Consider the following 26,281-nt stretch of genomic DNA (forward strand, 5'->3'; position numbering starts at 1 on the left):
GCACGACTGCAAGCACAGCACAACAAGGAATGCGCATGCCGGAAAAAAGCGGAAAGTTCTTCTTCTTATATCCATGGTCAGTCTCATTGTTATTTTGCATCTCCCGACAGGGACAGCCGTATCGGCGAAGATGCCGTATTGCAATATACGGTGACGGTCTTGGAGAAGTGTTCCGGATGCTCCGCCTTATAGACCGCCTCCAGTGTTATCTCCTTGCCCGGCCGAACAGGCTCCTTGGAATAGGATACGGTGGTGCAGCCGCAAGAGGTGGTGACATCCTGTATCACCAAAGGACTGCCGCCTGTATTCTTCAAAGTGAAGGTCGCCTTTTGCTCCTTATGCCAGTCGAAACTGCCCAAGGTCACGGAAGTCGCATCCATACCAACCTCGGTCATTATCTGCTTGCTTTCCTTCCCTTGACTAATCTGTTCGCCCTGGATAATCCTTAGATAGAGTTCTTTTGTTTGGGGGTTGTTGATGGGGTTTCCGATAGCGACGACCTTCTTATTTTTGTCTAACAGAAAAGTTTGAAAACGATTATCTTTAGGAAATTTGTTCAGAAGATTAAAAGAATCCTTTTCATCAATACACACTGGATATGAAAAATGAACTCGCCTCAATAAACTTACCACCCGTTCTTTGCCATTTTTTTTAGGATTAAAAATGAATAGACATGGGACTGTTTTATTAGAAATAGAATCTAACTCTATTATAAAATTAGCCCACTCTGGCAAATTCATTTTACAGCTCATGCAACCGATAGAATCTATATATATCAATATGGCATTTTGCTGGAATTCAACCTTATTGTAACTAATTATAGAATCATCCAAATACACATCCAAAACAAACTCCTGAGGAAATAGAAGTTGTTTTCCGCTCCACTCTTTTGTTAAATTCACAATGCTTTCTCGTTCTGGAACAGAACACATACAAAAAATGAGCAAACATAGAAACACATATAAATATTTCATTTTTTCAAACGATATTTTAAGATTACCGAATTATCATCTTCTTTAATGTTGTTTATTGTATTTATAGCAGCAGTTTCCACCAATAATTTTTTGGATACTAAATATTCCAGCCAACTGGGTTCGGCTATTACATATAAAAAATCATTATCTACATAGATTGGGGGTAATAGTAGTTCACCATTATTAAATGTACATGAATAAAGGTTGGACTGTTCTGAATCCTTTTTATAAAGAAGAAGATGTTGCTTTTCTTGATACATAATAAATGTAAATAAAAAATTCTTATTTTCCCATCGACAAATAGGGAAAGCATATTTTCCACTTCCCTTAATAATATCTTCAAAAATAGCTTTATGAGAATCTATTTTCTCAAAGGGGAAAGAACAACTTCCAAAATTATAACGAATTACCTCTTTTATATGACCTTCATTTTTTTCTATTTTATACACCTTATCATTAGGATAAGGAAAAGAGAAAAAAACATCTCCCTCAGACTCATAAAAAGAATATGGTTGAGTAACACCAATCCTCAAAGAAGGAATATAAATATAACCTTTTGTACTTTCTACTATACGATTTTGTTTGAAAGAATAAATATTCATTCTATCATTCGCATTGGATGTGGATGAGAAAGAAGAATAAAAGGCATATAACTCATTATTCAAACATTTAAAAGTACTTATGGGATACAAATCTTTTGGTATTTCAACTTCATCTAAAAAATTAAATTCATCATCATATATCATAATTTTATATGCTGATACATCCAAAATTTCAATATGCTTATCTTTAGAAATATCAAAATCTACTATACAGTGATATTCACCGGGACCATCGCCTTGTTTGCTTTTGCTATTTCTCAAAAAAGTCCCATTTGCATTGAATACATAGATACAGGACTCTTTTCTATCTAATATGTAGTATTTCCCTTCTTTAAAAAGCATTTTATCGCATTTACCAAATAACGATGCTTCTGAACTTTCTAAAGCTGTCACTTCTATAGAAGAAAAAATAGCCTCTATATCTAACTTTTCTGAATTATTCGGATTGACAGTAATACAAGCCGCATCAGTGTCAATAATAGAATCATACTTATTGACACATCCCCATAAACAAAAAAAGACAACTAAACACCCAAACACAACTTTATACATTTCAGTTATGGATTAAAATTTCACATCTAAAAATTAAAGAGCAGACCTTTCCAAAGGAATTAATTCAAATTCCTATTCATAAATGATGCGGGCTAAATGAAAAAGTTGAGAGGAGATATGTTTCTTAAATGACAAACAATCAAAACAAAATAATATCTCCCCAAAACAATCAAAATACTTCAAATTATGCCGGCAACCCAGGTATACAACTCACCCAAGTATAGCCTACAAATTTACAACGAGTTACTTTAAATCCACCAAATGGAGTCCAAGTATATTCATAGCCATCATCTCCCCAGCATTTTCCTTCCGAACTGCCACAGGCTATATCTACTTCCGGCAACTCATATCTTGCCAATGCCTCCACATTAGCCAGCATCAAATCCGACATATTATCTACTTTCTGATTAGAATAAATGCCATATCCGGCAACTACTGCTACTACTGCTACTAAAGTAGCTTTTGCCATTTTCTTCATACTATTTATCTTAAAAAAAATTACTGATTAAGATTAACATTCCGTATCTATCCTTTCAACGGAAAAGCAAACATATTGCCCATTCAATTTAAATCGTTATCTTTGCCGAGACTTCCTTTCCAAGGTGGGTTACGGAACGGACGGGGTCGTAAAGTGTCAAAAAACGTGTACCGTCCGCTCTTCTCCAGCCCTTTTTATATTCATTTCTTCCTTTTTCTTAATAGCCACTTTCGGATACTAAATATACTTTCACATGAGAAATCGGGCAATCTACGGAACCGCTTCCCAAACAATCAATTGATACGTGCCCCTCACCCGACGCCAAAGCCTCTATGTTTTCCAACATCAGGCTGTCCAGGTTTTCGCGTTCAGCACCCAATTGAAAGGAAGCGGCTACTGCCACTAAAAATAAAAACATAAATAGAATTTTCTTTTTCATTGTTTTCCACATTTATTATTTGTTTTGAATAATGGGGTAAAGTTAATGGAAAACAAAAGTCATATCCAAATTTATATCCTGACAATATCTGACAATCAAGCAAAAAAAGAAATTGTCAGAAATTGTCAGGCAATGTCAGATAATGTCAGGATGTTATTCTGATGGTATTTTTTCCGATGAAATGGGGATTTTCAATAGATAAGCGGAAATCTTACGTTCTATTGTACAAACTGAAATCTTCGACAGGCAGTCGCGCAATCTTTTTATACTTTGATACAACTTATCCAGAGTACCACTACCATCCGGCCACAATAAATGCAGGATTTCATCCTTGGAAAGTCTATTATCTTCAGCATCCCAAAAACGCATTCACGCTTCATATTGTCAAATAGCGATAAAAAACGAGAATGGGATTACTTTCCTCTGATTTGCTATCCAACAAATCCTCCAGACGCTTATCTTGGACATCTTCCTTGACAACATCAAATGGAGTAATGGCACCCACGAATAGACCGTCACAAACAGCCATAGGCAAGGGAAATCTTCCGCCAAGTCCTAAATCATCAACAATCATATCACTTTTAACATTAACTGTTCTATTCTCTTTTTTATCCCGGATTGATAAATACAAATCTCTCTTTATATAATACTTCACAACCAACATTTGATTGGTTTCATACACATAAAGAAGTCTAATCCAATCATTCTCACCTGTCAATATTTCCTTCATCACATCTCCTGAAGTATCATGTTTTTGGAACAATTCCAAAGGAGGGAATTTCAGTTTTCCCCAAGAGAATTCATAACAAGCATCAAAAGAATTCCCGCTCAATTCATATACCTGATTGCTGAAGTAAGGATAAACCCTCAAACTCTCATTAAACATATAAAAATTAGCAGGACAACCATGAAGTATTTTCCCCGTTAGCGGAGCGTCATAAAATGTACGGACTACGTCCCCTTTTTCATTAGCCACAACAAACTGTTTACCAGAAAAGACATCATTTTGCCTCAAAGGATAATAATATATATACATTCCTGAATCTTGCATTGCAGCAAAAGACAACGGTGAAGGCGCGGGAAGCGTTACATCACCGATATATTTCAAATCAGTCAAGCGATATTTCAACAACCTATTCAACTGTCTATCCAAAATCAGAACATGCCCATGCTTGTCAATCCAAAAAGAATGAGGAGATATAAACTCTCCCGGTCCATTTCCATGACCTTCTAACTTCATAACAAATTTTCCATCCATGCCAAACACATTAAATGTATTCATCTTGTTATCAAGTATGTATATGCGATTGCCACAGATTTCTATTTGACCGATATTACCCACTAATGAATTTTCCGAGGATTCCAATGCAACATAAGAACATACCGAAATCAACTCTGCAGCATTTACCGATTTCAAATTTCCAAAATCAATAACCTCTGCGGCTGTACTACTCACTACATTAGGTCTACTACAACCCATCAATAAACATATAAGGCCTGCAAAATAAATGCAAATAAGCGATTTTATCATCTTCAACATTAAATTTACATGAACAGGAAGGACGATGATAGCTTAACAATGTATGAAAAGCTATCATCTCATTTCTTACATTACAATTCAGGAAAAACTATATTTTTTCAACACGTCTCATTTCCTGTTTTAGTACAATTATATCCATCCCCTTCAGGGCGATAGTAACGTTCCCACACTTTGCTATTATAATCAGATTCCCCACTTGCCAACGCCTCCACATTAGCCAGCATCAAATCCGACATTGCTTCTGTTCTCTGATTCATATAAACTCCATATCCTGCCACAGCTGCAAATACGGCAACAAATGCAGCTTTCATAATCTTCTTTCTCATTGTTTTTCTACTTTCAAATTTATTCTTTTTAATTCTTATCTATTTCCGTATCTATCCTTTCAACGGAAAGGAAAACATATTGCCCGTTCAATTTAAATCGTTATCTTTGCCGAAACCTCCTTTCTGGGGTGGGTTACGGAACGGACGGGTCGTAATGCGCCAACAAAACGTTATCCGTCCGCTCCTCTCTAGCCCCTTTTATATTCACATTCCTTTTTTCCTAATAACCTCCTTCTTGTACTAAATATACTTTCACATGGGAAATCGGGCAATCTACGGAACCGCTTCCAAAACAGCTGATATTTACCAGCCCCTCACCCGATGCCAAAGCCTCTATGTTTTCCAACATCAGGCTCTCCAGGTTTTCGTGTTCAACACTCCATTGAAAGGAAGCGGCTACTGCCACTAAAAATAAAAACATAAATAGAATTTTCTTTTTCATTGTTTTTCATTTATTATTAGTTTTTGAATGATGGGGTAAAGTTAATGGAAAACAAAAGTCATATCCAAATTTCCGGCCTTACAATATCTTATATTCGGGAAAAATAAGGAATATAAGAAATTGTAAGATTGTAGTCAGGATACTATCCTACCGGAATTTTCTTCGATGAAATGGGGGATTTTTAACTGATAAGCAAAATTTCCACGCTCAATGGTACAACAGGAGACCAGCGACAGACAGTCGCGCAATCTTCTTATAGACTGATACATTTTATTCGAGCCACCACTACCATCCGGCCACAATAAATGCAGGATCTCATCATTGGACAACTTATAATCTTCAGCATCCAAAAAACCTTGCAGCAACCGGGCAAGCAGTGGAGTCAAATTTACAACATCATCACCCCTCTTCAGCAAGCGGGAAGCAGCATCAAAATATACACCTGCTTCCAACTGACAAATACGTGAAGGATTCCCGTGACCGGCAACCACCGGAACTTCCTTTTCTACCACGATGTGCTTTTCCTTGACGAATAAACGATGATAGACTTTACTCACATACTCCTGTATAAAAAACAAGAGTATGCAGGAAGCCACCAAAACTGCCAACAAAACCTTGTCTTTCCGGGAAAGAACCATCCAACAGGAATGATAAAGGTAGCCGGTCATGCCGACTTCACATCGAAGTCCTAAATAATAAGTGAACAAACTATCCGATTCCGACAAATAAAGGGAATCTTCGGAATAAGCATAAGACTCATGCTCCTGCCAGTCGGACACAGAAATGCGCACAGCCGTTGTTCCGGGAAATCCCATCGAAGCCAACCGGTTATTCCAAAACAGATTCAATGAATCGGCACTCAGAGGAGAGACATGCAGGAGATAAGAATGGACTCCTCTTATATCACGAGACCGTTCCATATTACGGGAGTGTTTCTCATAAGGAACCCAAAATTCTTTTTGCCCATATTCGCTTGTCAGCAAAAGCTTGATTGGTTCCCTCTTAATGTCAATAGAAGCATCCAATTGGAAGTTTCCAGAGAAGTGACGGAACATAGGAATGTCCTTCCATTTCTGTGTCTCTTCCTGTAAAGCCGAATGAAAAACATCACGCGCCTGTGTCTGCCAGTACTCCAGCCGGTACTGATACAAAAAACAGCCGGTGAATCCCGCCGCCACAATGCCTATAAACGCGTATATCAATAGCAGCTGCCAATATTCTTTTTTCATGGTCGGTTCATGGATAAACTGTTTTCGGTCAAAAAGTTAAGCATTTATTCCTAATCCTTTAAAAAACAGCAAGCATGAATTTCACACTCCTCCCAAGAAAAAAAGTACCCGCAGCCGGGAAGCAAAAGCCACACTTCCGACAGCATAGGCAACGGGACTTACCCTCTAAAACTCCAACTGAAGTATATTTAACTCAAGTTTACTCCCCTATTCCTTGTCTATTAGGATTTTAATTCTTTACTTTGCAACAGGCTGTATATAGCCGAACAGTATTGAACCGCGAATTAAAAAAACAGAACCATGTCCAACTATATCCGTTTTGACTGGGCCATGAAACGGCTGCTGCGCGACAAAGCAAACTTTGCCGTGCTCGAAGGGCTCATGACAACACTGCTGAAAGAGAAAATAACCATCAAGCGGCTGCTGGAGAGCGAAAGCAACCAGGAAAGCGAGTATGACAAGTACAACCGGGTGGACTTGCTGGCAGAAGACGAGAAGGGGGAACTGATTCTCTTCGAGATACAGAACAACAACGAATATGCCTACTTCCAAAGGATGCTGTTCGGAACTTCCAAGCTGGTGACCGAGTACATCAACCGGGGGGAAGGATACGAGAAAATCAGAAAGATATACAGCATAAACATCGTTTACTTCGCACTGGGAAGCGGTACGGACTTTGTCTATCAAGGGAAAACGGAGTTCCGAGGAATGCACAACAACGAGCTACTGCAGCTCTCGCCTTTCCAAAGGCAGACGTTCAAGGTCAGCGAAGTGAGCCAACTCTACCCCGAATACTACATCCTGAAGGTGAACGACTTCAACCGATGGTCAAAAGTACCCCTCGAGCAATGGATCTACTTCCTGAACACCGGCGAAATCCCCGAAGATGCGACCGCCCCGGGCCTGCCCGAAGCCAGGGAACGCCTGAAGCTGGACAAATTGAAAAAAGATGAGCTCAAAGCTTATTACAGGCACCTGGACAATGTAGTGATTCTGAGAGACAATATCAATACAGAACGTGCCGAAGGAAGAGAAGAAGGGAGAGCCGTGGGAAGGAAAGAAGGAAAAGAAGAAGGAAAACGAGAGATGGCCTTGAGAATGAAAGCGGAAGGCATTCCTGTTGATGTCATTGCGCGATGCAGTGGATTGAAAGTAGAGGAAATCAATAAACTATAAAACCGGTTTCATCGGAAAAGTCGATGAAGAGGGCGATACTCTATGACAGGTTCGTCCTTGTTCACATCCGTAGCAAGGATGATGCCTTGCTGCTCATCCACAGAGATGCCATTAACAAAATGGTCAAGCACATAGCTACAGAGCGGTTCGCCCTTCAAGCTAAACACATAAATGTATTGACCGCCATCCACATGGATGCCTTGCCGGGCATTCTGTGCCATCTCCTTGAAAGAACGTCCGTGGAACACGGCATAGATGGCGCTGTCTGTTACCTGAACATCGCTGAATCCCATGATGCCGGTAGGGATGCCATAGCCCTGGGAAATTTTGAACTCCGGCTCACCGTGAGGACCAATGCACACTGTGCGGGTGCTGTCTTTCAGATGATAGATTTCGAGCACCTCGCCAAGCTGTGTCACCGCTGCCAAGACACCGTTACGAGAATTGTAATCGATGAAGCTGCGCCATGCCTGCGCCAGTGCCGGACGGGCATTCTTTAAAGCGTCCTCGTTGGAAGAAGGGATTCCACCCAGTTTATGCAACAGACTGCCCTGCCGGTTCACCAGACAGAAGCGACTGTCGCCCGAATAGTCGGGAATGATGAAAGTGGAATCATCCATCGCCACAAAGTCCAGGGCGCGGAGAATATCCTTATCTAGGTTCACCGATTCCTGACGCGACAATGAATCACCGGATAGGGCACAACCAAACCGGATCAATTCGGACTTATTGGAATCGAGAATCCACAAACCATCGCCGCTCCATCGGACATCTTCAGCGGAAAGTTGCTCGCCGGGAGCTTCGCCACGCCTGCCGAAAGAGGAAAGGGGGCAGAAAGCCGGATAGCTGAAAGCATGGCAGAAACAGTCCTCGCCATGCAAATCAAGCACAACTGCCCGGTCTCCCTGCACACGAATGCGGAAAGGATAACGGAATAGGGCGGTATCCAGCGGAAGCGTTCTTCCCTTCAGCTCCAATGTACGGGGAAAGTCCGTATAAGACAATACTTCATTACGGGGAGCAGAGGTACATGCAGCCAAAGCTACAGACAGAAAGAACAGGCCGATGAGGTTCCGCATAGCTATTATCTTTTGAAAGGAAGTTACTGCCGTCACCAAAAACAGAGTCATAAATAACATTTTCTTTTTCATTGTTTTTTCACATTTAGAGTCCGTTTAATTTTATTCAGTATTCGTCCCCCCCCAAAAAAACAACCATGGTGACTAATAGAAAGGCGCATTGGCAGTAAGACTTGAGTCAAGCTGTCAATGCGCCTTTCTATTAGTCATCAGCTATCTGCTTACTTCAGCAAGCTTTCCGCATCCAGATGCTCCGCCTCAATATCTTTAAAATAGCGGTAAGTACCCACTTTCAATTCATCGGTAGCAGCGTCATCAGCAACAATGATTCCCTTTTCGTGCATCTGCAACGCGCTGATAGTCCACATCTGCATCACAGGTCCCTCGACTGCATGATAGAGGGCACGTGCCTTGTTGTGTCCGTTTACGATAATCATCACCTCGCGGGCGCTGAGCACAGTACCCACACCGACGGTCAGGGCAGTCTTGGGTACCTTGTTCACGTCATTGTCGAAGAAACGGGAATTGGCAATGATGGTATCGGTAGTCAATGTCTTCTGACGGGTGCGTGACGAAAGAGAAGAACCCGGCTCGTTGAAAGCGATATGTCCGTCGGGGCCGATACCGCCCATGAAGAGGTCGATGCCACCGTAGGACTTGATTTTCTCTTCATAGCGTGCACACTCGGCATCCAGATCAGCAGCGTTGCCGTTCAGGATATTGGTGTTCTCCGGCTTGATGTCTATATGGCTGAAGAAGTTATTCCACATGAAGGAATAGTAGCTTTCGGGATGTTCCTTGGGCAAACCTACATACTCGTCCATATTGAAAGTCACTACGTTCTGGAAAGACACGATGCCTTTTTTGTTCAGGTCGATAAGTTCCTTGTACATGCCCAGCGGAGAAGAGCCGGTGGGACATCCCAACACAAACGGTTTTTCAGGCGTCGGATTAGCGGCCTTAATCTTGGCAGCTACATAATGTGCCGCCCACTTTGACACGGATTGATAATCCGGTTGAATGATTAGTCTCATTGTGATTGTTTTATTAGGTTAATAAATTAGGGGTAACTCTCTATTTTAATTTTTGTCACTTCCTATCCTTCTTCAAACGCTCCGCCATGGCACGTGCCAGATTTTCGCATTGTTCGTAAGTAATGTCCTTCATGGCCTGCTTCATCTCTACCGGGTCGCCCACAATCTCGAACTTGCTCTTTTCGGCAAACTCGTTCATACGCTTCACGGCAGCACCCGCCCAGCAGAAGGAGCCGAAGTATCCCAGATAACGTCCCTTCACTTCGCGTACCAGAATTTTGGAAAGCAAGGATTCTATCTCAGGATAAATCTGGTTGCTGTATGTGGGACTGCCAATAATAAGTCCGCGATACTTGAAGATATCGGCAATGATATAAGAAGGATTGCTCTTGCTCACATTGTGCATCACGATGTTCTTGATGCCTTGTGCTGAAAGTTCCGCCGCAATGGCTTCCGCCATCTGTTCCGTGTTGCCGTACATGGAGCCGTAAACAATGACCACACCTTCGTCAGCGGCGTAGCGGCTCAGCTTGTCGTAGATGCCGATAACCTTGGATATATTTTCTGTCCATACCGGCCCGTGCGTAGAGCAAATGGTGGAGATGGGCAGACCGCCCAGCTTGGCCAGCGCTTTCTGCACCGGAGAACCATATTTACCCACGATGTTGGAATAATAACGTACCATTTCCTCCCAATATCTGTCCAGATTGATGCGCGTATCGAGGAAACCTCCGTCCACAGTGCCGAAACAGCCGAAACCGTCACCAGCGAAAAGGACTCCTTCCGTTTCGTCAAAAGTCATCATCGTTTCGGGCCAGTGCACCATCGGAGTCATATAGAAACGGAGTTTATGATGCCCCAAAGCCAGAAAATCCTCGTCCTTCACCATATACTGCTCGCCCGTCACGCCATAAAAACCTTCAATCATGCCGAAAGTCTGCTTGTTGCCCACGATGACGATGTCCGGATAATGCTGCTTTATCAAACGGATGGAACCCGAATGGTCCGGCTCCATATGATTGATGATAAGATATTGAATGGGACGCTCACCAATGATGCTCTTTATTTTGCGTAGGTATACCTCGAAATAGCAGGCGTCTACCGTATCGACCAGGGCGACCGTTTCATCGTCTATCAAGTAAGAGTTGTAGGAAACTCCATACGGTAACGGCCACATGCCTTCGAACAAATGCTTATTGCGGTCATTCACTCCCACATAGTGGATTTTTCCCTTTATCATTGTTTTTGGGTTCATAACTATTCTTTATTTAGATTGATTCCACATTTAAAGTTGCGGCAAAAATAATTCTTTTTTCTCACATTTCATACTTCTTTCCCTGATATGCACCGAGTTCTTTCATTCTTTTTTGAACCCGGTGATTAAATTCATAATTTTTCAATCCCCAGTCGGGTGCAATGAGCAGATCCTTAGGAGACTGGGAGACGAAGCGCTCCAGCACCAAGTCCGGCCGCAAATGCTCGACATAGTCTATCACGAGATCGATATATTCCTCCACATTAAACAGATGGAAATCTTCGGGATGCTGCCGGTACTCCAGAGCCATACGGGTGTCCCTTATCAGTTGTAGCTGATGCATCTTCAAGGTAGTGAGTGGCAGACGGGACAACACACTGGCTTGTGCAACGATACTTTCATGCGTCTCGCCCGGCAGTCCAAGGATGACATGTCCACCGGTCAGGATTCCACGCGAAGCGGTTCTTTCCACCGCATCAGCGGTAGCACAGAAAGTATGTCCGCGATTGATTCGGCAGAGCGTCTTGTCGTCGGTACTCTCTATGCCGTACTCCACTAAAAGGAATGTATGCCGGTTCATCTCTTCCAGATAGTTCAGCAAGCTGTCAGGCATACAGTCCGGACGGGTGCCGATGACCAGGCCCACCACCCCGTCTGCCGACAAGGCTTCCTCGTATTTCCGCTTCAGGTCTTCCAATTCGCCATACGTATTGGTATAGGCCTGGAAATAGGCGAGATACTTCATACCAGGATATTTGTGCGCAAAGAACTGCTTGCCCTCTTCCAGCTGGCGGGTAATGGATTTCTCCGTACGGCAATAATCGGGGTTGAAGGTCTGGTTGTTACAATAGGTGCAACCGCCGACTCCTTTGTTTCCATCCCGGTTGGGGCACGTAAAACCGGCATTCAGCGATATTTTCTGTACCTTATAGGAAAAATATCGCTTCAGAAAAAGAGGGAACTCATTATAGAGCGTAGATTTGGTTTCCATACATATTCCTTATGTAAATGGCAAATATAGGATTTTTCCGTGGGATGAACCTGCAAAAACAAGAATAGTTTCCACCCGATTTGTTAACGAACATAAAACAAAGTGTTTTCATCTGTTCTAATTCACCACGATATGGCTGGCATCACGACCGTTGCTGTATATCAAAGCAAGGTCAAGTGCTTGTAACGAAAGACATTCAGAAGCAGGACAGACTTTTTCTTTTTCAGAAAGAATAAAATTAGCCCGCTGTTTCGATAAGTCCTCCCTTTGTCGTATATTTGTTCCCCAGAACAAATATGGAAACGGATAAGCATAAAACAGATATATGAAACAGATAAGCATCGTACTTCTCCTCTGCCTCTGTACGCTGGCAGGTTTCGCCCAAAGTGGCAAGGCTCTTGATTTGAAAGAAATCGTATCGGGCAAGTTCATTCCGAAGAACATTTCCGGCGTTATCCCCATCCCGGGAGACGGAGAACACTATTCGCAGATGAACGCGGCAAGAACACAAATCATCAAATACTCCTTCAAGACGGGAAAACCCGTGGAAGTACTGTTTGATGCCGCCACCGCACGCGAATGTACATTCAAGACATTCGACAGCTACAGCTTTGCTCCGGACGGAAGCAAGCTGCTCATTGCCACCGAAACAACTCCTATCTACCGTCATTCCTATACGGCTGTGCATTACATCTACAGCCTAAAGCGCAATCTGGACGGTAAAATCAACAATATTGTGGAAAAGCTTTCGGACGGCGGCCCTCAGCAAGTGCCCGTATTTTCACCGGACGGCAATCAGGTGGCTTTTGTACGCGACAACAACATCTTCCTTGTAAAACTGCTCTACGGCAACAGCGAAAGCCAGGTGACAGAAGACGGAAAACAGAACGAGGTGCTGAACGGCATCCCCGACTGGGTTTACGAAGAGGAGTTCTCCTTCAACCGTGCGCTGGAATTCAGTGCCGACAGCCAAATGCTGGCTTTCATCCGCTTCGACGAGAAAGATGTTCCCTCCTATTCTTTCCCTCTTTTTGCCGGACAAGCTCCCCATTTTACACCTTTCGAAAAGTATCCGGGAGAATACACCTATAAATATCCTAAAACGGGAGAAGTAAATTCAAAGGTATCCGTACATACCTTCGACATCAAGTCGAAAGTGACCCGCAAGATAAACGTGCCGGTAGATGCAGACGGATATATCCCCCGCATCCGATTTACTCAAGACCCCAACAAGCTTGCCGTCATGACTCTGAACCGCCATCAGAACCGGTTCGACCTATACTTTGCCAATCCTCGCAGCACAGTAGCCAAACTAGCTCTGCGTGATGAAAGCGATACCTATATCCGCGAAAATGTATTCGACAACATAGTCTTCTATCCGGAAAATTTCAGCTTTGTCAGCGAAAAGAGCGGATACAACCATCTGTACTGGTATAGCATAGGAGGCAATCTGCTGAAACAAGTGACAACCGGACAATATGAAGTGCAGGAGTTCCTGGGCTACAACCCCGAAGAAGGAAGTTTCTACTTCAGCAGCAACGAGGAAAGCCCCATGCGCAGTGCCATCTACAAGATTGACCGGAAAGGCAAAAAGACCAAGCTATCGTCACAAGCCGGAACAAACAGTGCGCAGTTCAGTGCGAACATGAAGTACTACATGAACCGTTATTCTAATCTGGACACACCGACCGTCATTACACTGAACGACAATACAGGCAAGACTCTTGCCACCCTGATGGACAATGCGGCATTGAAGCAGGAAATCAGCAGCTATGACATGCCCCGGAAGGAATTCTTTACTTTCCAGACTTCCGAAGGCACCACATTGAATGGCTGGATGATGAAACCAGCCGACTTCTCTGCCGGCAAGAAATATCCGGTACTGATGTACCAGTACAGTGGTCCCGGTTCGCAGCAAGTGCTCGACAAATTCAATGTAAGCTGGGAAACCTACATGGCATCACAAGGCTATATCGTGGTTTGCGTAGACGGGCGTGGCACCGGAGGACGTGGTGCAGAATTCGCCAAATGTACTTATCTGAACCTGGGTATCAAGGAAGCCAAAGACCAAGTGGAAACCGCCCTCTACATGGGCAACCAGCCATACGTGGACAAGAACCGCATCGGTATCTGGGGATGGAGTTTCGGTGGATATACTACCATCATGAGCATGAGTGAAGGAACACCGGTGTTCAAGGCCGGAGCAGCCGTGGCTGCCGTTACCGACTGGAACTATTACGACACAGTCTACGGTGAACGGTTTATGCGCACTCCTAAGGAGAACGCCGAAGGCTATAAGACCACTTCCGCCTTTACCCGTGCCGACAAGCTGCACGGCAACCTGCTGCTGGTACACGGCATGGCAGATGACAATGTACATTTCCAGAACTGTGCCGAATATGCCGAACAACTGGTACAGCTCGGCAAACAGTTCGATATGCAGGTATACACCAACCGGAACCACAGTATCTACGGAGGAAATACCCGGTTACATCTGTACACACGGTTGACTAACTTCTTTAATAAAGAGCTAAAATAAATTTAATTGAGGAATGACGAATTCTTCATTCATCATTCCTCATTCATCATCCTTCATTAAACCAACATGAGAGTACGCAAACCGGAATGGCTCAAAATAAGCATCGGTGCCAACGAGCGTTATACCGAGACCAAACGCATTGTTGAATCACATTGCCTCCATACCATCTGCAGCAGCGGCCGTTGCCCTAATATGGGAGAATGTTGGGGGAAAGGCACCGCAACCTTCATGATTGGAGGAAATATCTGTACCCGCAGTTGCAAATTCTGCAATACGGCAAGCGGCAAGCCCTTGCCGCTAGATGCCGACGAACCCACACACGTGGCAGAATCCATTGCCTTGATGAAACTCTCCCATGCGGTCGTCACTTCTGTAGATCGTGACGACCTGCCTGACTTAGGTGCAGCGCACTGGACACGTACCATCCGGGAAATCAAACGGCTCAATCCGAACACCACCGTCGAAGTACTGATTCCCGACTTCCAGGGGAGAAAGGAGCTCGTGGCACAAGTCATCGATGCACAACCGGAAATCATTTCGCACAACATGGAGACTGTCCGCCGCATCAGCCCTCTCGTACGCAGTGCCGCCAAGTATGAGACAAGCTTGGAAGTGTTACGGCAGATTGCAGAAAGCAATACTACCACCAAGTCCGGCATTATGGTAGGACTGGGCGAGACTCCGGAAGAAGTGGAAGAACTGATGGACGACCTTCGCCAGGTGGGCTGCCACATACTGACCATAGGCCAATACCTGCAACCCACACACAAACATTATCCGGTAGCCGAATATATTACTCCCGAACAATTTGCACTCTACAAAAAGAGAGGATTGGAAAAAGGGTTTCAGCAAGTGGAAAGCGCTCCATTGGTGCGCTCCTCTTATCATGCGGAAAAACAGATTCATTTTATACAAAAAAAAGAAGTAAAATAGAAAACATTTAAACCTGCCAGTTGTTATGATGTAAACGACAAAATCATAATACGGATAATGAGCCATCAAAGAATTTTATCGTCAAGATTCAATATGTCACTGGGATTCATCCCAGTTATAATATCCATCATATTATGCGAGTTTATAACGCAGGACATGTCCATCTACATCGGTGCAGGCGCAGGACTTTTATCTAGCATCCATTCAATAAGGCATAGAGAGACGCATGTTCCGCAAATCATACTTTACTGTACTACAGGAATGTTACTGCTATTGTCGGCAACAAGCCTATTCCTCGTAAACTACTGTCCCCGTTTCATGCTTCCGTTCACGCTGGAAATCAGCGCCATCATCCCCCCGTTCATCATCTACCTCAATAAGAGAAGGTTTCTGGACTACCACATGTCTCAGACACATAAATGCTGTAAGCAGCTTTTTGCACAAGGGGCAGAAGCCGCCATCGTATCCGCACGCGTAATTCTTATCATAAGCTTGCTGCATTTTCTGATTATCTTCCTGGCGATTCTGATTAGTTACCCTTTGGGAGACACTACCCGCCACATTCTGTTTTATGTGGCACCTCCCCTCGTCTTTATATCAGGCATTCTGTTCAACCAGTTCGGCATCTTCTACTTCAATATGGTGATGAACCACACGGTTTTCGTACCGATAGTGAACACCAAAGGAGATGTCACGGGGAAAGCCATCGCCTCAGAAACCATCAACCGGAAAAACGACTATATCAATCCGGTCATCAGGATTGCCGTTGCCTCACACGGCATGCTGTTTCTCCTCCCTCGCCCCCAATGCAACGTTTTCGAGAAAAACAAAATCGACTTGCTGATAGAGGGATACCTGATATACGGAGAAACACTGGAACAGGGTGCACACAGAATATTACGGCAAACGCTTCCCACCGCTCCATTAGATTATCTGCACTTCAACCTCATGTATCATTTTGAGAATGAAGCCACCAACCGTCTGGTCTATCTCTTCACGCTCGACCTGAAGGATGACTCCATCCTATGCAATAAGAATTTCAAGGGTGGAAAGCTATGGACGTTCCGGCAAATTGGACACAACCTGGGACGAAACTTCTTCAGCAGTTGCCTGGAATATGAATTCGAGCATCTGGAAGCTATTATTTATACAAGAGAAAAATACAAGGAATCTTAGAAAGGTCGGGGGTCTTGCCCTGCCACTCCCTCACTGTCTTGGTTTTGATATACTCCCCTTCACAAGTAATGTTCGCTGCAATGCAGAGCTTGGTCTGCGGACGGCAGTTATGAAGAATATCCTCTATCATCTTATTATTGCGATAAGGCGTTTCAATGAAAAGCTGAGTCTGATGTTCATTGTAGGCGCGCTGTTCCAGCATTTTCAGCTTTTTGGCACGCTCTGCCGGTTCAATGGGAAGATAACCGTGGAAGGCAAAGCTCTGTCCGTTGAAGCCGGAACCCATGACAGAGAGGATAATGGAAGAGGGTCCCACCAAGGGGACCACTCTCAAGTTTTTCCGTTGTGCAATAGCCACTACGTCTGCGCCCGGGTCGGCCACGGCCGGACAACCAGCTTCGGAGATTACGCCCATCGGCTGCCCCTCCACCAACGGCTTCAGATAGCCGGAGATGTCTTCGGGTGACGTGTGTTTGTTCAACGTATAGAATGTCAGCGCATCAATATCCATTCCCTTGTCCACCTTTTTCAGAAATCGGCGTGCCGAGCGCACATCCTCCACAATGAAATGGCGGATTCCCAGTATTATCTCCTTATTATAAGGCGGCAACACCGTTTCAATAGGCGTATCGCCCAGGGTGACTGGCAAAAGATAAAGAGCGAGTTCCATTAGCCGTAGATGATATTTCCGTTTTCATCTTTATACTCATCCAAGCCCTTTTCATAGGTAGCCATGGCGCGAAGACTCATACCTACGCTGGAGAAACCTCCATCGTGGAACAAGTTCTGCATGGTGACCTTGCGGGTGAGGTCGGAGAACATCACGATACAGTAGTCTGCACACTCGTCGGCAGAAGCATTGCCAAGGGGAGACATGCGGTTGGCGAAGTCGAACAACTTGTCCATGCCCTTCACACCGGAACCGGCAGTGGTCATCGTAGGAGACTGGGAGATGGTGTTGACACGAACATGGTGTTCGCGTCCGTAGATGTAGCCGAAGCTGCGGGCAATGGATTCCAGCAGCGCCTTGGCATCTGCCATATCATTGTAACCGTAGAACGTACGTTGCGCAGCCACATAACTCAGAGCCAGAACTGAGCCGTAGTCGGCAATGGCGTTGAGTTTCTTGGCTGCTTGTATCATCTTGTGGAAAGAGACAGCGGAAATATCCAGTGTCTTTTCCAACATATCGTAATCCAAATCATCATATGTACGTTTCTTACGCACATTGGGAGACATACCAATGGAGTGCAGCACGAAGTCAACCGGGCCGCCCAATACTTCCATAGAACGTTTGAATACATTTTCCAAATCTTCTACACTTGTAGCATCTGCAGGAATCACCTCGCAATTCAGTTTCTCCGAAAGAGCCGACACTTCACCCATACGCACGGCAACCGGCGTATTCGACAAAGTGATTGTTGCACCTTCTTCTACTGCTTTTTCTGCTACTTTCCAGGCAATGGACTGCTCATTCAGAGCACCGAAAATAATGCCTCTTTTTCCTTTCAACAAATTGTAACTCATACCTATTTTTAGTAAAATTCGGCTGCAAAGATAGGAAGTTTTTGCATAAAAAGCCCGAAAGTGTGCAAAGAAAAGGAAAGAACGACAAAAAATACCACTGCAAAACTACTGCAACGCTTGTACAGTGTCACTGCAAAGCAGTTGCAGTAATGCTGCAAAGCAGTTGCAGTCACGCTGCAAACCTATTTGCAGTAACGCTGCAACCTATTTGCAGTACTACTGCAAAAAGCACACAGCAAGAATGCAGTAATAATGCACTGATTATCAATCAAGAGCTTCCTATCCTGCAAATACCTGATGAAAACCGGAACTGCATTTGAACATGAGCGCAAAAAGCCCTATATTTGCAGCAAACTAAAAATAGAGAAAGCAATGAAGAAGTTGATTATATTTGACCTGGACGGAACTTTACTGAACACAATAGCCGATTTGGCACAAAGCACAAACCATGCCTTGCAAGCGCTCGGCTATCCCACTCACCCGGAATCGGCCTATAACTTCATGGTTGGCAACGGAATCAACAAACTGTTCGAGCGCGCCCTTCCGGAGGGGGAAAAGAGCGAAGAAAACGTCTTGCGCGTCCGCAAGGAGTTTGTACCTTATTATGACGTGCACAATGCTGACAAAAGCCGCCCTTACCCCGGCATCCCCGAACTGCTGGAACAGTTGCAGGAGAAAGGGGTGATATTGGCAGTGGCTTCCAACAAATATCAATCGGCCGCCGTAAAACTGATTTCACATTATTTCCCCAACATACGTTTTACCGCCGTCTTCGGACAACGGGAAGGGGTCAACGTGAAGCCCGACCCGACAGTAGTACATGACATTCTGGACATCACCCGGATATCCCGTGAAGACGTGTTATATGTGGGAGACTCCGGAGTGGATATGCAAACGGCCGCCAATGCCGGAGTCACCGCCTGCGGGGTCACCTGGGGATTCCGTCCACGCACAGAACTGGAAGAGTTTCATCCGGCACATATCGTAGACAATGCTACGGACATTGCCGTTATCGCCGCTCTTTGAGAGGGCACTCCCTCCCCCAGCTATCCGAGAGCGCATATTTACATTATGATATTTTTTAGGCGCGGATTACGCGAAAAACACGGAGTTTTTCTTTGTTTCTCCGTGAAATCCACGTACTTCCACGCCTAAAAAATAATCAGAAAGAAAACAGCCTCAGAACAATTTCCGCATCGCTCCTTTATCTCCCACCACAAGATAGGTATTCCCGTCAATCAGTAAAGCGCGCCCACGTTTCTTCTTTCGGTTTTCCTCGTTATCCACATTCACTCCAATCACCCGTCCATCATAGAAAGTGGAAATGTCCTTAAAGATGGTATGCCCCACAATGATATGTTCGACGTCATAACGTTTCAACATCAGTTGCAGGGAGTCTTGTGCCAATGGATGGTATTTTGCATCCGTCCGTACCAATCCACGATACCAGATAGGGCCGCTATTACCATATAGGAAAGCCGTGAGAGGCGATAGGGCCTTACGTTCCTTCTTGCTCATGAACAATGCACGGCTCATTTCCTCATTTACTGTGGGAATATTCAAGTCACGGTCATAAAACTCCTTTCCCAAACCTGCATGTACATACAGATTAGGTCCGATGGTCTGCATCGTATTACGGGTACCAAGCCATCTGCCAAGTTCTGTGTCCGGACCGAACAATGCCGGATAATCCATACCCAGTTTTCGAGCCAATGTCTTGTACTTTTCTTTGGTATAACGCAAATCATTTGCCGTCACAAGCGGTTCATGGTTACCCAACAGAAACGAGACATGACCACCTGCACCGCCGCCTCCTTCTCCAATTTATAGAACAGCCAAAATATCTGCGGCACATCTTTGCCACGGTCAAATATATCACCGATAACCACCAGATGATTGGTTCCAAAATTCCAATGGTAGTCTTTATCAATGACATTGTTGCCCCGCAGCAAGCTCATCACGCAATTCAACTTGCCATGGGGGTCAGACATCACAAACACTTTATCCGGTTGTCTGTATTGCCATTCCGGACGTTTGACCGGATGCAGCTTCACATCAAACGGATAACGCCCTTTGTGGTCCGTGACATGAAGGGTGAAATCCTGAGGAAGTACCGTATAAGCCGTATCTTCTATCTGCCCCCGGGCTGTAACGCTTATGACGCGCACCTTGCCGTCCGGTTCATAAATCACATAAGGTCCGTCTGCCGACAATTCCTCCTTCCTCTCCTTATCCTTCTTCTTACCGTCTAAACCAAGAGTTCCGGCACTTAGGCCGGAACTGATGAAGGTTAGAATAAATACAGTAAAAATTGATTGTCATCCATGACATGGGGTACAGAAATATCCTGAAGTGCAAAAACCAATATCAGCACCGGTGCAATAAAAAGAGCAACGTACCGTAACAGTTTCAAATGTCTCCTTCTGAGCTCCACCCTCTTGATACGTACTTCGACACCTCTCCATCCAGCCTGCGAATCAAACTCCATTTTACGAATTTCGTGCTGTGCATAATGTTCATCACTACAAATCTTTTGGAAAAGCTGCTCATGGCTTTTGCTCTCTTTGCGCCATTTATCCAAAAAACGGTTTTCTTCCGGTGTTACTTCACCGGATAGGTGCCTGGAAATAAGATGAGCTATATGAAAGTATTCTTTTATCATAATCTGGCATGTTTTAGTCTATCTTTAATGATAATACAAGCCAAAATGAAAACATGGTGAATCGATAAAGACTTTTTTTTGAAAAAATAGAAAAAAATGTGCTTTTAGATAAATAACAGAAGGCAATAATAATAATAATCGGTAAGGAATGCACGGAGCTTTTTATAAGCCACTTTTTTAAGAGTATGTACCGTTTCAGGAGAGACATTGAGACGCTCTGCTATTTCTGCATTCTTTTTACCTTCCAGAGCCAACTGCATGATAGCTCTCATTTGGGTAGGAAGTTTCTCTATAGCTTCTGACAGAATCCGGAAAGTCTCTTCTTCCACAATCGCATCACGAAAAAAAGCATCTGTCTTTTTGGCTATAATCTTTTGCTCGTATTCATGAGCTACCTTCGAATGCTCAAGTTCGTTCAAGGCATGGTTACGTACGGCCGTATAAAGAAAAGCTTTCACCTGATGAAGATAAAAGAAATCGTCTCTTATCTGCCACAACTTGGCAAATACGTCTTGTACTATATCTGCTGACATATCCGCATCCTCCATGTATTGGAACGCGAAGGAACAAAGCGCCGCATAATATTCCTTAAAAATATTATGAAACTCTTGCTCATCCAGCTTAATGCTTACAACAGAACGAGACTTATCCTTTTTTATCAGATTTAGCGCCATATTTATGCTTTTCGGGCGCTAATATAGTTAAATTCTCAGAATATAACCAATATAACTATCAATCCTCTAAATCTTTTTCCCATAAATCAATATCGGATGGAGTTTTCCATAAGCTCCACCCGAATGTGTTGTTTTTCATTCCTTCATTTCTATATTCCGTCAGCGTCATTCCCATTTTCCACTTGAAGCATCCCCCGCACTGTGGGCGGGAGAAAAAGGCACGTACACGAGGGTCAGTTCCCTCCTCCCCCCCGACTCTCGTAATCGACATAAATGCTGATACAATAAATTTACAAATTAAATTCATCTTCATGTCGTCATTCATTTTTTGGCATAAGATCGGTTTCATTTCCAAGAACAAAAGTAATGCTTGCTTTCCAAACGAACGTATGCTTTTCAATGCAGAGGGTGTATTATTCGGTTTTCGTGTACGGAAACGAGCATTTTTGTGCACGATAACGACCAATTTCGTCCAAAATCGTTCCATTTACTAATAATTATGCTTTTCAAGTTTGATTAATTGAGAAAAGGTCTTATTTTTGAGCCCGGTTTTTAATTCATACTATTGCAAAACATTATCAATTATCTAATTAAATCACAAGAAAATGGAACAAGTTTTCGGTTATATCATCGGCTTAGGAGCAGCAGTGATGATGCCTATAATCTTTACAATTTTGGGGTTATGCATCGGCATCAAGTTCAGCAAGGCATTAAAGAGCGGTCTGTTGGTAGGCGTCGGCTTCGTAGGTCTGTCAGTAGTCACTGCGTTGTTGACCAGCAGCCTCGGTCCTGCTCTGAGCCAAGTCGTTGAAATTTACGGTCTTCAATTGAAAGTATTCGACATGGGATGGCCTGCGGCTGCAGCTGTAGCCTATAATACATCAGTGGGTGCATTCATCATTCCGGTATGTTTGGGAGTAAATCTTCTGATGTTATTAACGAAAACAACCCGTACGGTCAATATCGACCTTTGGAACTACTGGCATTTCGCATTTATCGGTGCAGTTGTTTATTTTGCCAGCGACAATATCTGGTGGGGCTTCTTCGCCGCTATCATCTGCTATATCATTACCCTGATCATGGCCGACTATACCGCCGACAAATTTCAGGGATTCTACGACAAGATGGAGGGTATCTCCATTCCCCAGCCTTTCTGCGCAGGTTTCGTTCCATTTGCTGTAGTCATCAATAAAGCATTGGACAAAATCCCCGGTTTTGACAAATTGAACATCGATGCGGAAGGCATGAAGAAGAAATTCGGGCTGCTGGGTGAGCCTTTGTTCCTGGGAATTCTGGTAGGTTGCGGCATCGGTGCCTTGTCTTGCAAGAACGGTCAGGAACTGGTAGACAAGATACCTTATATATTAGGTTTGGGTATCAAGATGGGCGCCGTGATGGAACTGATTCCGCGTATCACCGCTTTGTTCATCGAAGGCTTGAAGCCTATCTCCGATGCTACCCGCGAACTGATTGCCAAGAAATTCAAAGGTGCTGTCGGTCTGAACATCGGTATGAGTCCCGCATTGGTTATCGGCCATCCTGCAACGCTGGTAGTTTCCCTGCTGCTGATTCCCGTAACCATACTGTTGGCTGTCATCCTGCCGGGTAACCAGTTCCTGCCTTTGGCGTCGCTGGCCGGAATGTTCTATCTCTTCCCGCTAGTACTGCCCATCACGAAAGGGAATGTAATAAAGACGTTCATCATCGGACTGGTTGTACTGACCATCGGCCTTTATTTCGTAACAAACCTCGCCCCCTATTTCACACAAGCAGCCCACGATGTATACGAAAAGACACAAGATGCTGCCGTAAATATTCCTGCCGGCTTTGAAGGCGGCGCACTGGATTTCGCATCCAGCCCCTTTGCTTGGGTCATTTTCCACCTGACCTACTCGCTGAAATGGATAGGTTCCGGTATCCTTGCATTATGCACATTGTTCCTGATGATTATGAACCGTCGTGCTATCATCAAATACCAGAAATCAATCAAAAATTGAAAGTTAAAAATTAAATAGTAACGCAATTATGAAAAAGTTAGTACTTGCATTTATGATGGGAGCAGCTGCCATGGCCGCCAATGCCCAAGTGAATTACAAAGTGCAGACCGCCTGCCATCCGCAGGACGTGAAGCATTATGACACGGAACTGCTGCGCAGCAGATTCATGATGGACAAAGTGATGGCTCCGGATGAAATCAACGTAACCTACACCCTCTACGACCGATTGATTTACGGTGGCGCTATGCCGGTGAACAAGACATTGAAGTTGGAAGTGTTCCGTGAACTGGGTCCGGAAATCACTTACTTCCTCGAACGTCGCGAACTGGGTGTCATCAATACCGGCGGTGACGGAGTGGTAACTGTAGACGGTAAGGAATACCCCATGAAATATAAGGAAGCACTTTACGTAGGCTGCGGAAATAAGGAAGTAACCTTCAAGAGCAACGACGCCACCAATCCTGCCAAGTTTTACATCAACTCGGCTCCGGCCTACAAGCCCTACGTCACCCAGCTGATTACGACCGATGCCAAGCTTCAGAAAGCCAACCCCAAGAAATATGCACTGGGTATCTCCGACCATTATGGAAAAATGGAGGACAGCAACGACCGCATCGTAAATCAGCTGATTGTGAAAGATGTGTTGGAAAGAGTGAAAGACGGTGGCACCAACCAGTTGCAGATGGGACTCACGGAACTGGCTCCCGGCTCCGTATGGAATACCATGCCTGCCCACACGCACACTCGCCGCATGGAAGCTTACTACTACTTTAACCTGAAACCCGGCAACGCTATCTGTCACCTGATGGGCGAACCGCAGGAAGAACGTCTGATATGGCTGCACAACGAACAAGCCATCACTTCTCCCGAATGGTCTATCCACGCTGCTGCCGGAACCAGCAACTATACTTTCATCTGGGGTATGGGCGGTGAAAACCTGAAATACAGTGACAAAGACGAAATCAAATACAACGATATGAAATAAAGTTGCCCGTAACACCCGATAGGCATGGACTTAGTCCATGCCTATTTTTGTCATTTTCTACATCCTTTTTACCCGATATTACACCTCGAATAACACACAAGCCCCTGCATTTGCATCAAAATATAAATCTATTATCATGAGTACATTTCAAAACACTACGGGGCGGATGACCAACTACCGCTGGATTATCTGCGCCATGCTATTCTTCGCGACAACCGTCAACTACCTCGACCGCCAGGTTCTTTCATTGACCTGGAAAGACTTCATCTCCCCCGAATTCCACTGGACTGATACACACTACGGCTACATCACGGCTATCTTTTCCATCGTCTATGCCTTAGGCAATCTGTTTGCCGGACGTTTCATCGACTGGATGGGAACGAAGAAAGGATATTTATGGGCCATTGCCGTATGGTCTATCGGCGCTTGTATGCACGCCCTCTGCGGACTTGCCACAGAAATAACCCTCGGCATTGAAAATGCCGCCAACATGATTAGCGCTACCGGTGCATTGGCCTCTACCATAGCCATCACCAGCGTTTATTACTTCATTGCCACCCGTATCATACTGGGCATTGGTGAAGCAGGAAACTTTCCTGCCGCCATCAAGGTGACAGCCGAATATTTTCCCAAAAAAGACCGCGCCTTCTCCACTTCCATCTTCAATGCCGGCTCTACTATCGGAGCACTGATAGCCCCATTGTGTATCCCTACCCTGGCCCGCTACTTCCAACGCATGGGCGTGGGCAACGGCTGGGAAATGGCTTTTATTGTTATCGGCGGATTGGGTTTCATCTGGATGGGACTGTGGATGTTCATGTATAAAAAGCCTGATGAAAATCCACACGTAAACGCTGCTGAACTGACGTATATAGAACAAGACAAAGACAACGAGGAGGATAAAAAAACAGCTACTCCGGCAACCAACGACGAAAAAAGCATTTCTTTCCTGCAATGTTTCAAATATCCGCAGACTTGGGCTGTATTTTTCGGCAAGTTCATGACGGACGGTGTATGGTGGTTCTTCCTCTTCTGGGCACCCGCATACATCTCGGACGTTTACGGATTCTCCTCAGATACTCCCACAGCACAGATGCTTATCTTTATGCTCTATGCCATCACAATGCTGTCCATCTATGGCGGGAAACTGCCCACCATCATTATCAACAAGACTGGCAAGAACCCCTATGCCGCACGCATGCAGGCCATGTTCATCTTCGCACTGTTCCCACTATTGGCATTGTTTGCACAACCATTGGGCAATAAGGAGGTATTCGGCGAACAAGCCTATTGGTTCCCGATTATCATCATAGGTATTGCAGGCGCCGCCCATCAGTCTTGGTCAGCCAACATCTATTCTGTAGTAGGTGATATGTTTCCCAAGAGCACCATTGCCACCATTGTGGGAATCGGAGGTATGGCAGGCGGTATCAGCTCATTCCTCATCAACATGAGTTCCGGTTTGTTGTTCGACTATGCCGACAAGACACAAATGGCATTTCTTGGATTCCAGGGCAAACCTGCCGGATACTTTATCATCTTCTGTGTGTGTGCAGTGTCCTACCTGATAGGCTGGTGCATCATGAAAGCACTGGTTCCGAAGTACAAACCAATTATAGTGGACTAATCAGAAATCTTTTATAGATATTCAGAGCCCTGCAGAGTTTGCAA

The 26,281-nt window shown here is 44.5% G+C and carries 26 protein-coding genes and 1 pseudogene; 9 read left to right on the plus strand and 18 right to left on the minus strand.

What is annotated here, in order from left to right; translation table 11 throughout:
* Positions 1–89: 89 nt before the first annotated feature.
* The 8 genes from M1B78_RS18770 to M1B78_RS10760 all read right to left on the minus strand — a co-directional run bounded on the left by M1B78_RS18770 (position 90) and on the right by M1B78_RS10760 (position 6,582).
* On the minus strand, positions 90–395 hold the full coding sequence (locus M1B78_RS18770; protein ID WP_346015112.1) for a DUF1573 domain-containing protein: 306 nt from the start codon (positions 393–395) through the stop codon (positions 90–92).
* Between the two features lie 575 nt (positions 396–970).
* Positions 971–2,128 (minus strand): 6-bladed beta-propeller, encoded by a 1,158-nt coding sequence (locus M1B78_RS10730; protein ID WP_257940663.1) that lies wholly within the window; start codon positions 2,126–2,128, stop codon positions 971–973.
* Between the two features lie 184 nt (positions 2,129–2,312).
* On the minus strand, positions 2,313–2,606 hold the full coding sequence (locus M1B78_RS10735; RefSeq protein ID WP_257940664.1) for an NVEALA domain-containing protein: 294 nt from the start codon (positions 2,604–2,606) through the stop codon (positions 2,313–2,315).
* Positions 2,607–2,823: 217 nt separating this feature from the next.
* Positions 2,824–3,024, minus strand: coding sequence for an NVEALA domain-containing protein (locus tag M1B78_RS10740; RefSeq protein ID WP_419180029.1), 201 nt, complete (start codon positions 3,022–3,024; stop codon positions 2,824–2,826).
* A gap of 397 nt (positions 3,025–3,421) precedes the next feature.
* Positions 3,422–4,585, minus strand: coding sequence for a 6-bladed beta-propeller (locus tag M1B78_RS10745; RefSeq protein WP_257940665.1), 1,164 nt, complete (start codon positions 4,583–4,585; stop codon positions 3,422–3,424).
* Between the two features lie 98 nt (positions 4,586–4,683).
* Entirely contained in the window at positions 4,684–4,911 is a 228-nt protein-coding gene (locus M1B78_RS10750; RefSeq protein ID WP_148356453.1) for an NVEALA domain-containing protein, read from the minus strand.
* A gap of 220 nt (positions 4,912–5,131) precedes the next feature.
* Entirely contained in the window at positions 5,132–5,332 is a 201-nt protein-coding gene (locus M1B78_RS10755; RefSeq protein ID WP_419180030.1) for an NVEALA domain-containing protein, read from the minus strand.
* Positions 5,333–5,487: 155 nt separating this feature from the next.
* The gene (locus M1B78_RS10760) at positions 5,488–6,582 is read right to left on the minus strand and encodes a winged helix-turn-helix domain-containing protein (RefSeq protein WP_257940666.1); all 1,095 of its coding nucleotides are present in this window, start codon (positions 6,580–6,582) and stop codon (positions 5,488–5,490) included.
* A gap of 300 nt (positions 6,583–6,882) precedes the next feature.
* Here M1B78_RS10760 and M1B78_RS10765 point away from each other — a divergent pair, with 300 nt between their 5' ends.
* The gene (locus M1B78_RS10765; RefSeq protein ID WP_176468950.1) at positions 6,883–7,758 is read left to right on the plus strand and encodes an Rpn family recombination-promoting nuclease/putative transposase; all 876 of its coding nucleotides are present in this window, start codon (positions 6,883–6,885) and stop codon (positions 7,756–7,758) included.
* A gap of 8 nt (positions 7,759–7,766) precedes the next feature.
* Here the strand turns inward: M1B78_RS10765 and M1B78_RS10770 are convergent, their stop codons facing one another.
* The 4 genes from M1B78_RS10770 to M1B78_RS10785 all read right to left on the minus strand — a co-directional run bounded on the left by M1B78_RS10770 (position 7,767) and on the right by M1B78_RS10785 (position 12,117).
* On the minus strand, positions 7,767–8,837 hold the full coding sequence (locus M1B78_RS10770) for a TolB-like 6-bladed beta-propeller domain-containing protein (protein ID WP_257940680.1): 1,071 nt from the start codon (positions 8,835–8,837) through the stop codon (positions 7,767–7,769).
* A 221-nt stretch (positions 8,838–9,058) separates the two neighbouring features.
* The gene (gene nagB, locus M1B78_RS10775) at positions 9,059–9,871 is read right to left on the minus strand and encodes a glucosamine-6-phosphate deaminase (protein WP_136009904.1); all 813 of its coding nucleotides are present in this window, start codon (positions 9,869–9,871) and stop codon (positions 9,059–9,061) included.
* Positions 9,872–9,926: 55 nt separating this feature from the next.
* On the minus strand, positions 9,927–11,126 hold the full coding sequence (locus M1B78_RS10780; protein ID WP_136009903.1) for an FprA family A-type flavoprotein: 1,200 nt from the start codon (positions 11,124–11,126) through the stop codon (positions 9,927–9,929).
* Between the two features lie 61 nt (positions 11,127–11,187).
* On the minus strand, positions 11,188–12,117 hold the full coding sequence (locus tag M1B78_RS10785; protein WP_136009902.1) for a TIGR01212 family radical SAM protein: 930 nt from the start codon (positions 12,115–12,117) through the stop codon (positions 11,188–11,190).
* Between the two features lie 325 nt (positions 12,118–12,442).
* Here M1B78_RS10785 and M1B78_RS10790 point away from each other — a divergent pair, with 325 nt between their 5' ends.
* The 3 genes from M1B78_RS10790 (at position 12,443) to M1B78_RS10800 (ending at position 16,765) form a co-directional block, all read left to right on the plus strand.
* Positions 12,443–14,656, plus strand: a complete 2,214-nt coding sequence (locus M1B78_RS10790) for a S9 family peptidase (protein ID WP_257940667.1) — start codon at positions 12,443–12,445, stop codon at positions 14,654–14,656.
* Between the two features lie 66 nt (positions 14,657–14,722).
* The gene (gene lipA / locus M1B78_RS10795) at positions 14,723–15,589 is read left to right on the plus strand and encodes a lipoyl synthase (protein WP_257940668.1); all 867 of its coding nucleotides are present in this window, start codon (positions 14,723–14,725) and stop codon (positions 15,587–15,589) included.
* A gap of 57 nt (positions 15,590–15,646) precedes the next feature.
* Positions 15,647–16,765 (plus strand): hypothetical protein, encoded by a 1,119-nt coding sequence (locus M1B78_RS10800; RefSeq protein WP_136009899.1) that lies wholly within the window; start codon positions 15,647–15,649, stop codon positions 16,763–16,765.
* Here the strand turns inward: M1B78_RS10800 and M1B78_RS10805 are convergent.
* Together M1B78_RS10805 and M1B78_RS10810 are read right to left on the minus strand one after the other, a co-directional pair.
* On the minus strand, positions 16,731–17,435 hold the full coding sequence (locus M1B78_RS10805; RefSeq protein ID WP_136009898.1) for an SAM-dependent methyltransferase: 705 nt from the start codon (positions 17,433–17,435) through the stop codon (positions 16,731–16,733). The two genes, M1B78_RS10800 and M1B78_RS10805, sit on opposite strands and share 35 nt — an antisense overlap.
* Complete coding sequence (locus tag M1B78_RS10810) at positions 17,435–18,292, minus strand: enoyl-ACP reductase FabI (RefSeq protein ID WP_136009897.1); 858 nt, start codon at positions 18,290–18,292, stop codon at positions 17,435–17,437. Before M1B78_RS10810 ends, M1B78_RS10805 begins: the two co-directional genes overlap by 1 nt.
* A 62-nt stretch (positions 18,293–18,354) precedes the next feature.
* Here M1B78_RS10810 and M1B78_RS10815 point away from each other — a divergent pair, with 62 nt between their 5' ends.
* Both M1B78_RS10815 and M1B78_RS10820 read left to right on the plus strand, forming a co-directional pair.
* On the plus strand, positions 18,355–18,612 hold the full coding sequence (locus M1B78_RS10815; RefSeq protein ID WP_257940669.1) for a hypothetical protein: 258 nt from the start codon (positions 18,355–18,357) through the stop codon (positions 18,610–18,612).
* 52 nt (positions 18,613–18,664) lie between these two features.
* Positions 18,665–19,318, plus strand: coding sequence for an HAD family hydrolase (locus M1B78_RS10820; RefSeq protein ID WP_257930631.1), 654 nt, complete (start codon positions 18,665–18,667; stop codon positions 19,316–19,318).
* Between the two features lie 153 nt (positions 19,319–19,471).
* Here the strand turns inward: M1B78_RS10820 and M1B78_RS10825 are convergent.
* From M1B78_RS10825 to M1B78_RS10840, 4 genes and pseudogenes are all read right to left on the minus strand, one after another.
* Positions 19,472–20,604, minus strand: a pseudogene (locus tag M1B78_RS10825) (metallophosphoesterase).
* Positions 20,583–20,954, minus strand: coding sequence for a hypothetical protein (locus tag M1B78_RS10830; protein ID WP_255260506.1), 372 nt, complete (start codon positions 20,952–20,954; stop codon positions 20,583–20,585). The pseudogene M1B78_RS10825 and the gene M1B78_RS10830 overlap by 22 nt, the downstream one beginning before the upstream one ends.
* A gap of 104 nt (positions 20,955–21,058) precedes the next feature.
* Positions 21,059–21,628: an RNA polymerase sigma-70 factor gene (locus M1B78_RS10835; protein ID WP_136009894.1), complete on the minus strand. Its 570-nt coding sequence runs from the start codon at positions 21,626–21,628 to the stop codon at positions 21,059–21,061.
* Between the two features lie 58 nt (positions 21,629–21,686).
* Positions 21,687–22,115 (minus strand): hypothetical protein, encoded by a 429-nt coding sequence (locus M1B78_RS10840; RefSeq protein WP_257940670.1) that lies wholly within the window; start codon positions 22,113–22,115, stop codon positions 21,687–21,689.
* A gap of 118 nt (positions 22,116–22,233) precedes the next feature.
* Here M1B78_RS10840 and M1B78_RS10845 point away from each other — a divergent pair, with 118 nt between their 5' ends.
* The 3 genes from M1B78_RS10845 to M1B78_RS10855 all read left to right on the plus strand — a co-directional run bounded on the left by M1B78_RS10845 (position 22,234) and on the right by M1B78_RS10855 (position 26,237).
* Positions 22,234–23,625: a PTS galactitol transporter subunit IIC gene (locus M1B78_RS10845; RefSeq protein ID WP_136009892.1), complete on the plus strand. Its 1,392-nt coding sequence runs from the start codon at positions 22,234–22,236 to the stop codon at positions 23,623–23,625.
* 28 nt (positions 23,626–23,653) lie between these two features.
* Positions 23,654–24,610: a 5-dehydro-4-deoxy-D-glucuronate isomerase gene (gene kduI, locus M1B78_RS10850; RefSeq protein ID WP_136009891.1), complete on the plus strand. Its 957-nt coding sequence runs from the start codon at positions 23,654–23,656 to the stop codon at positions 24,608–24,610.
* Between the two features lie 136 nt (positions 24,611–24,746).
* On the plus strand, positions 24,747–26,237 hold the full coding sequence (locus tag M1B78_RS10855) for an MFS transporter (protein WP_257930633.1): 1,491 nt from the start codon (positions 24,747–24,749) through the stop codon (positions 26,235–26,237).
* Positions 26,238–26,281: the final 44 nt, after the last annotated feature.

The organism is Bacteroides muris (ex Fokt et al. 2023) (assembly GCF_024704895.1).
Taxonomy (GTDB): Bacteria; Bacteroidota; Bacteroidia; order Bacteroidales; family Bacteroidaceae; genus Bacteroides; species Bacteroides muris.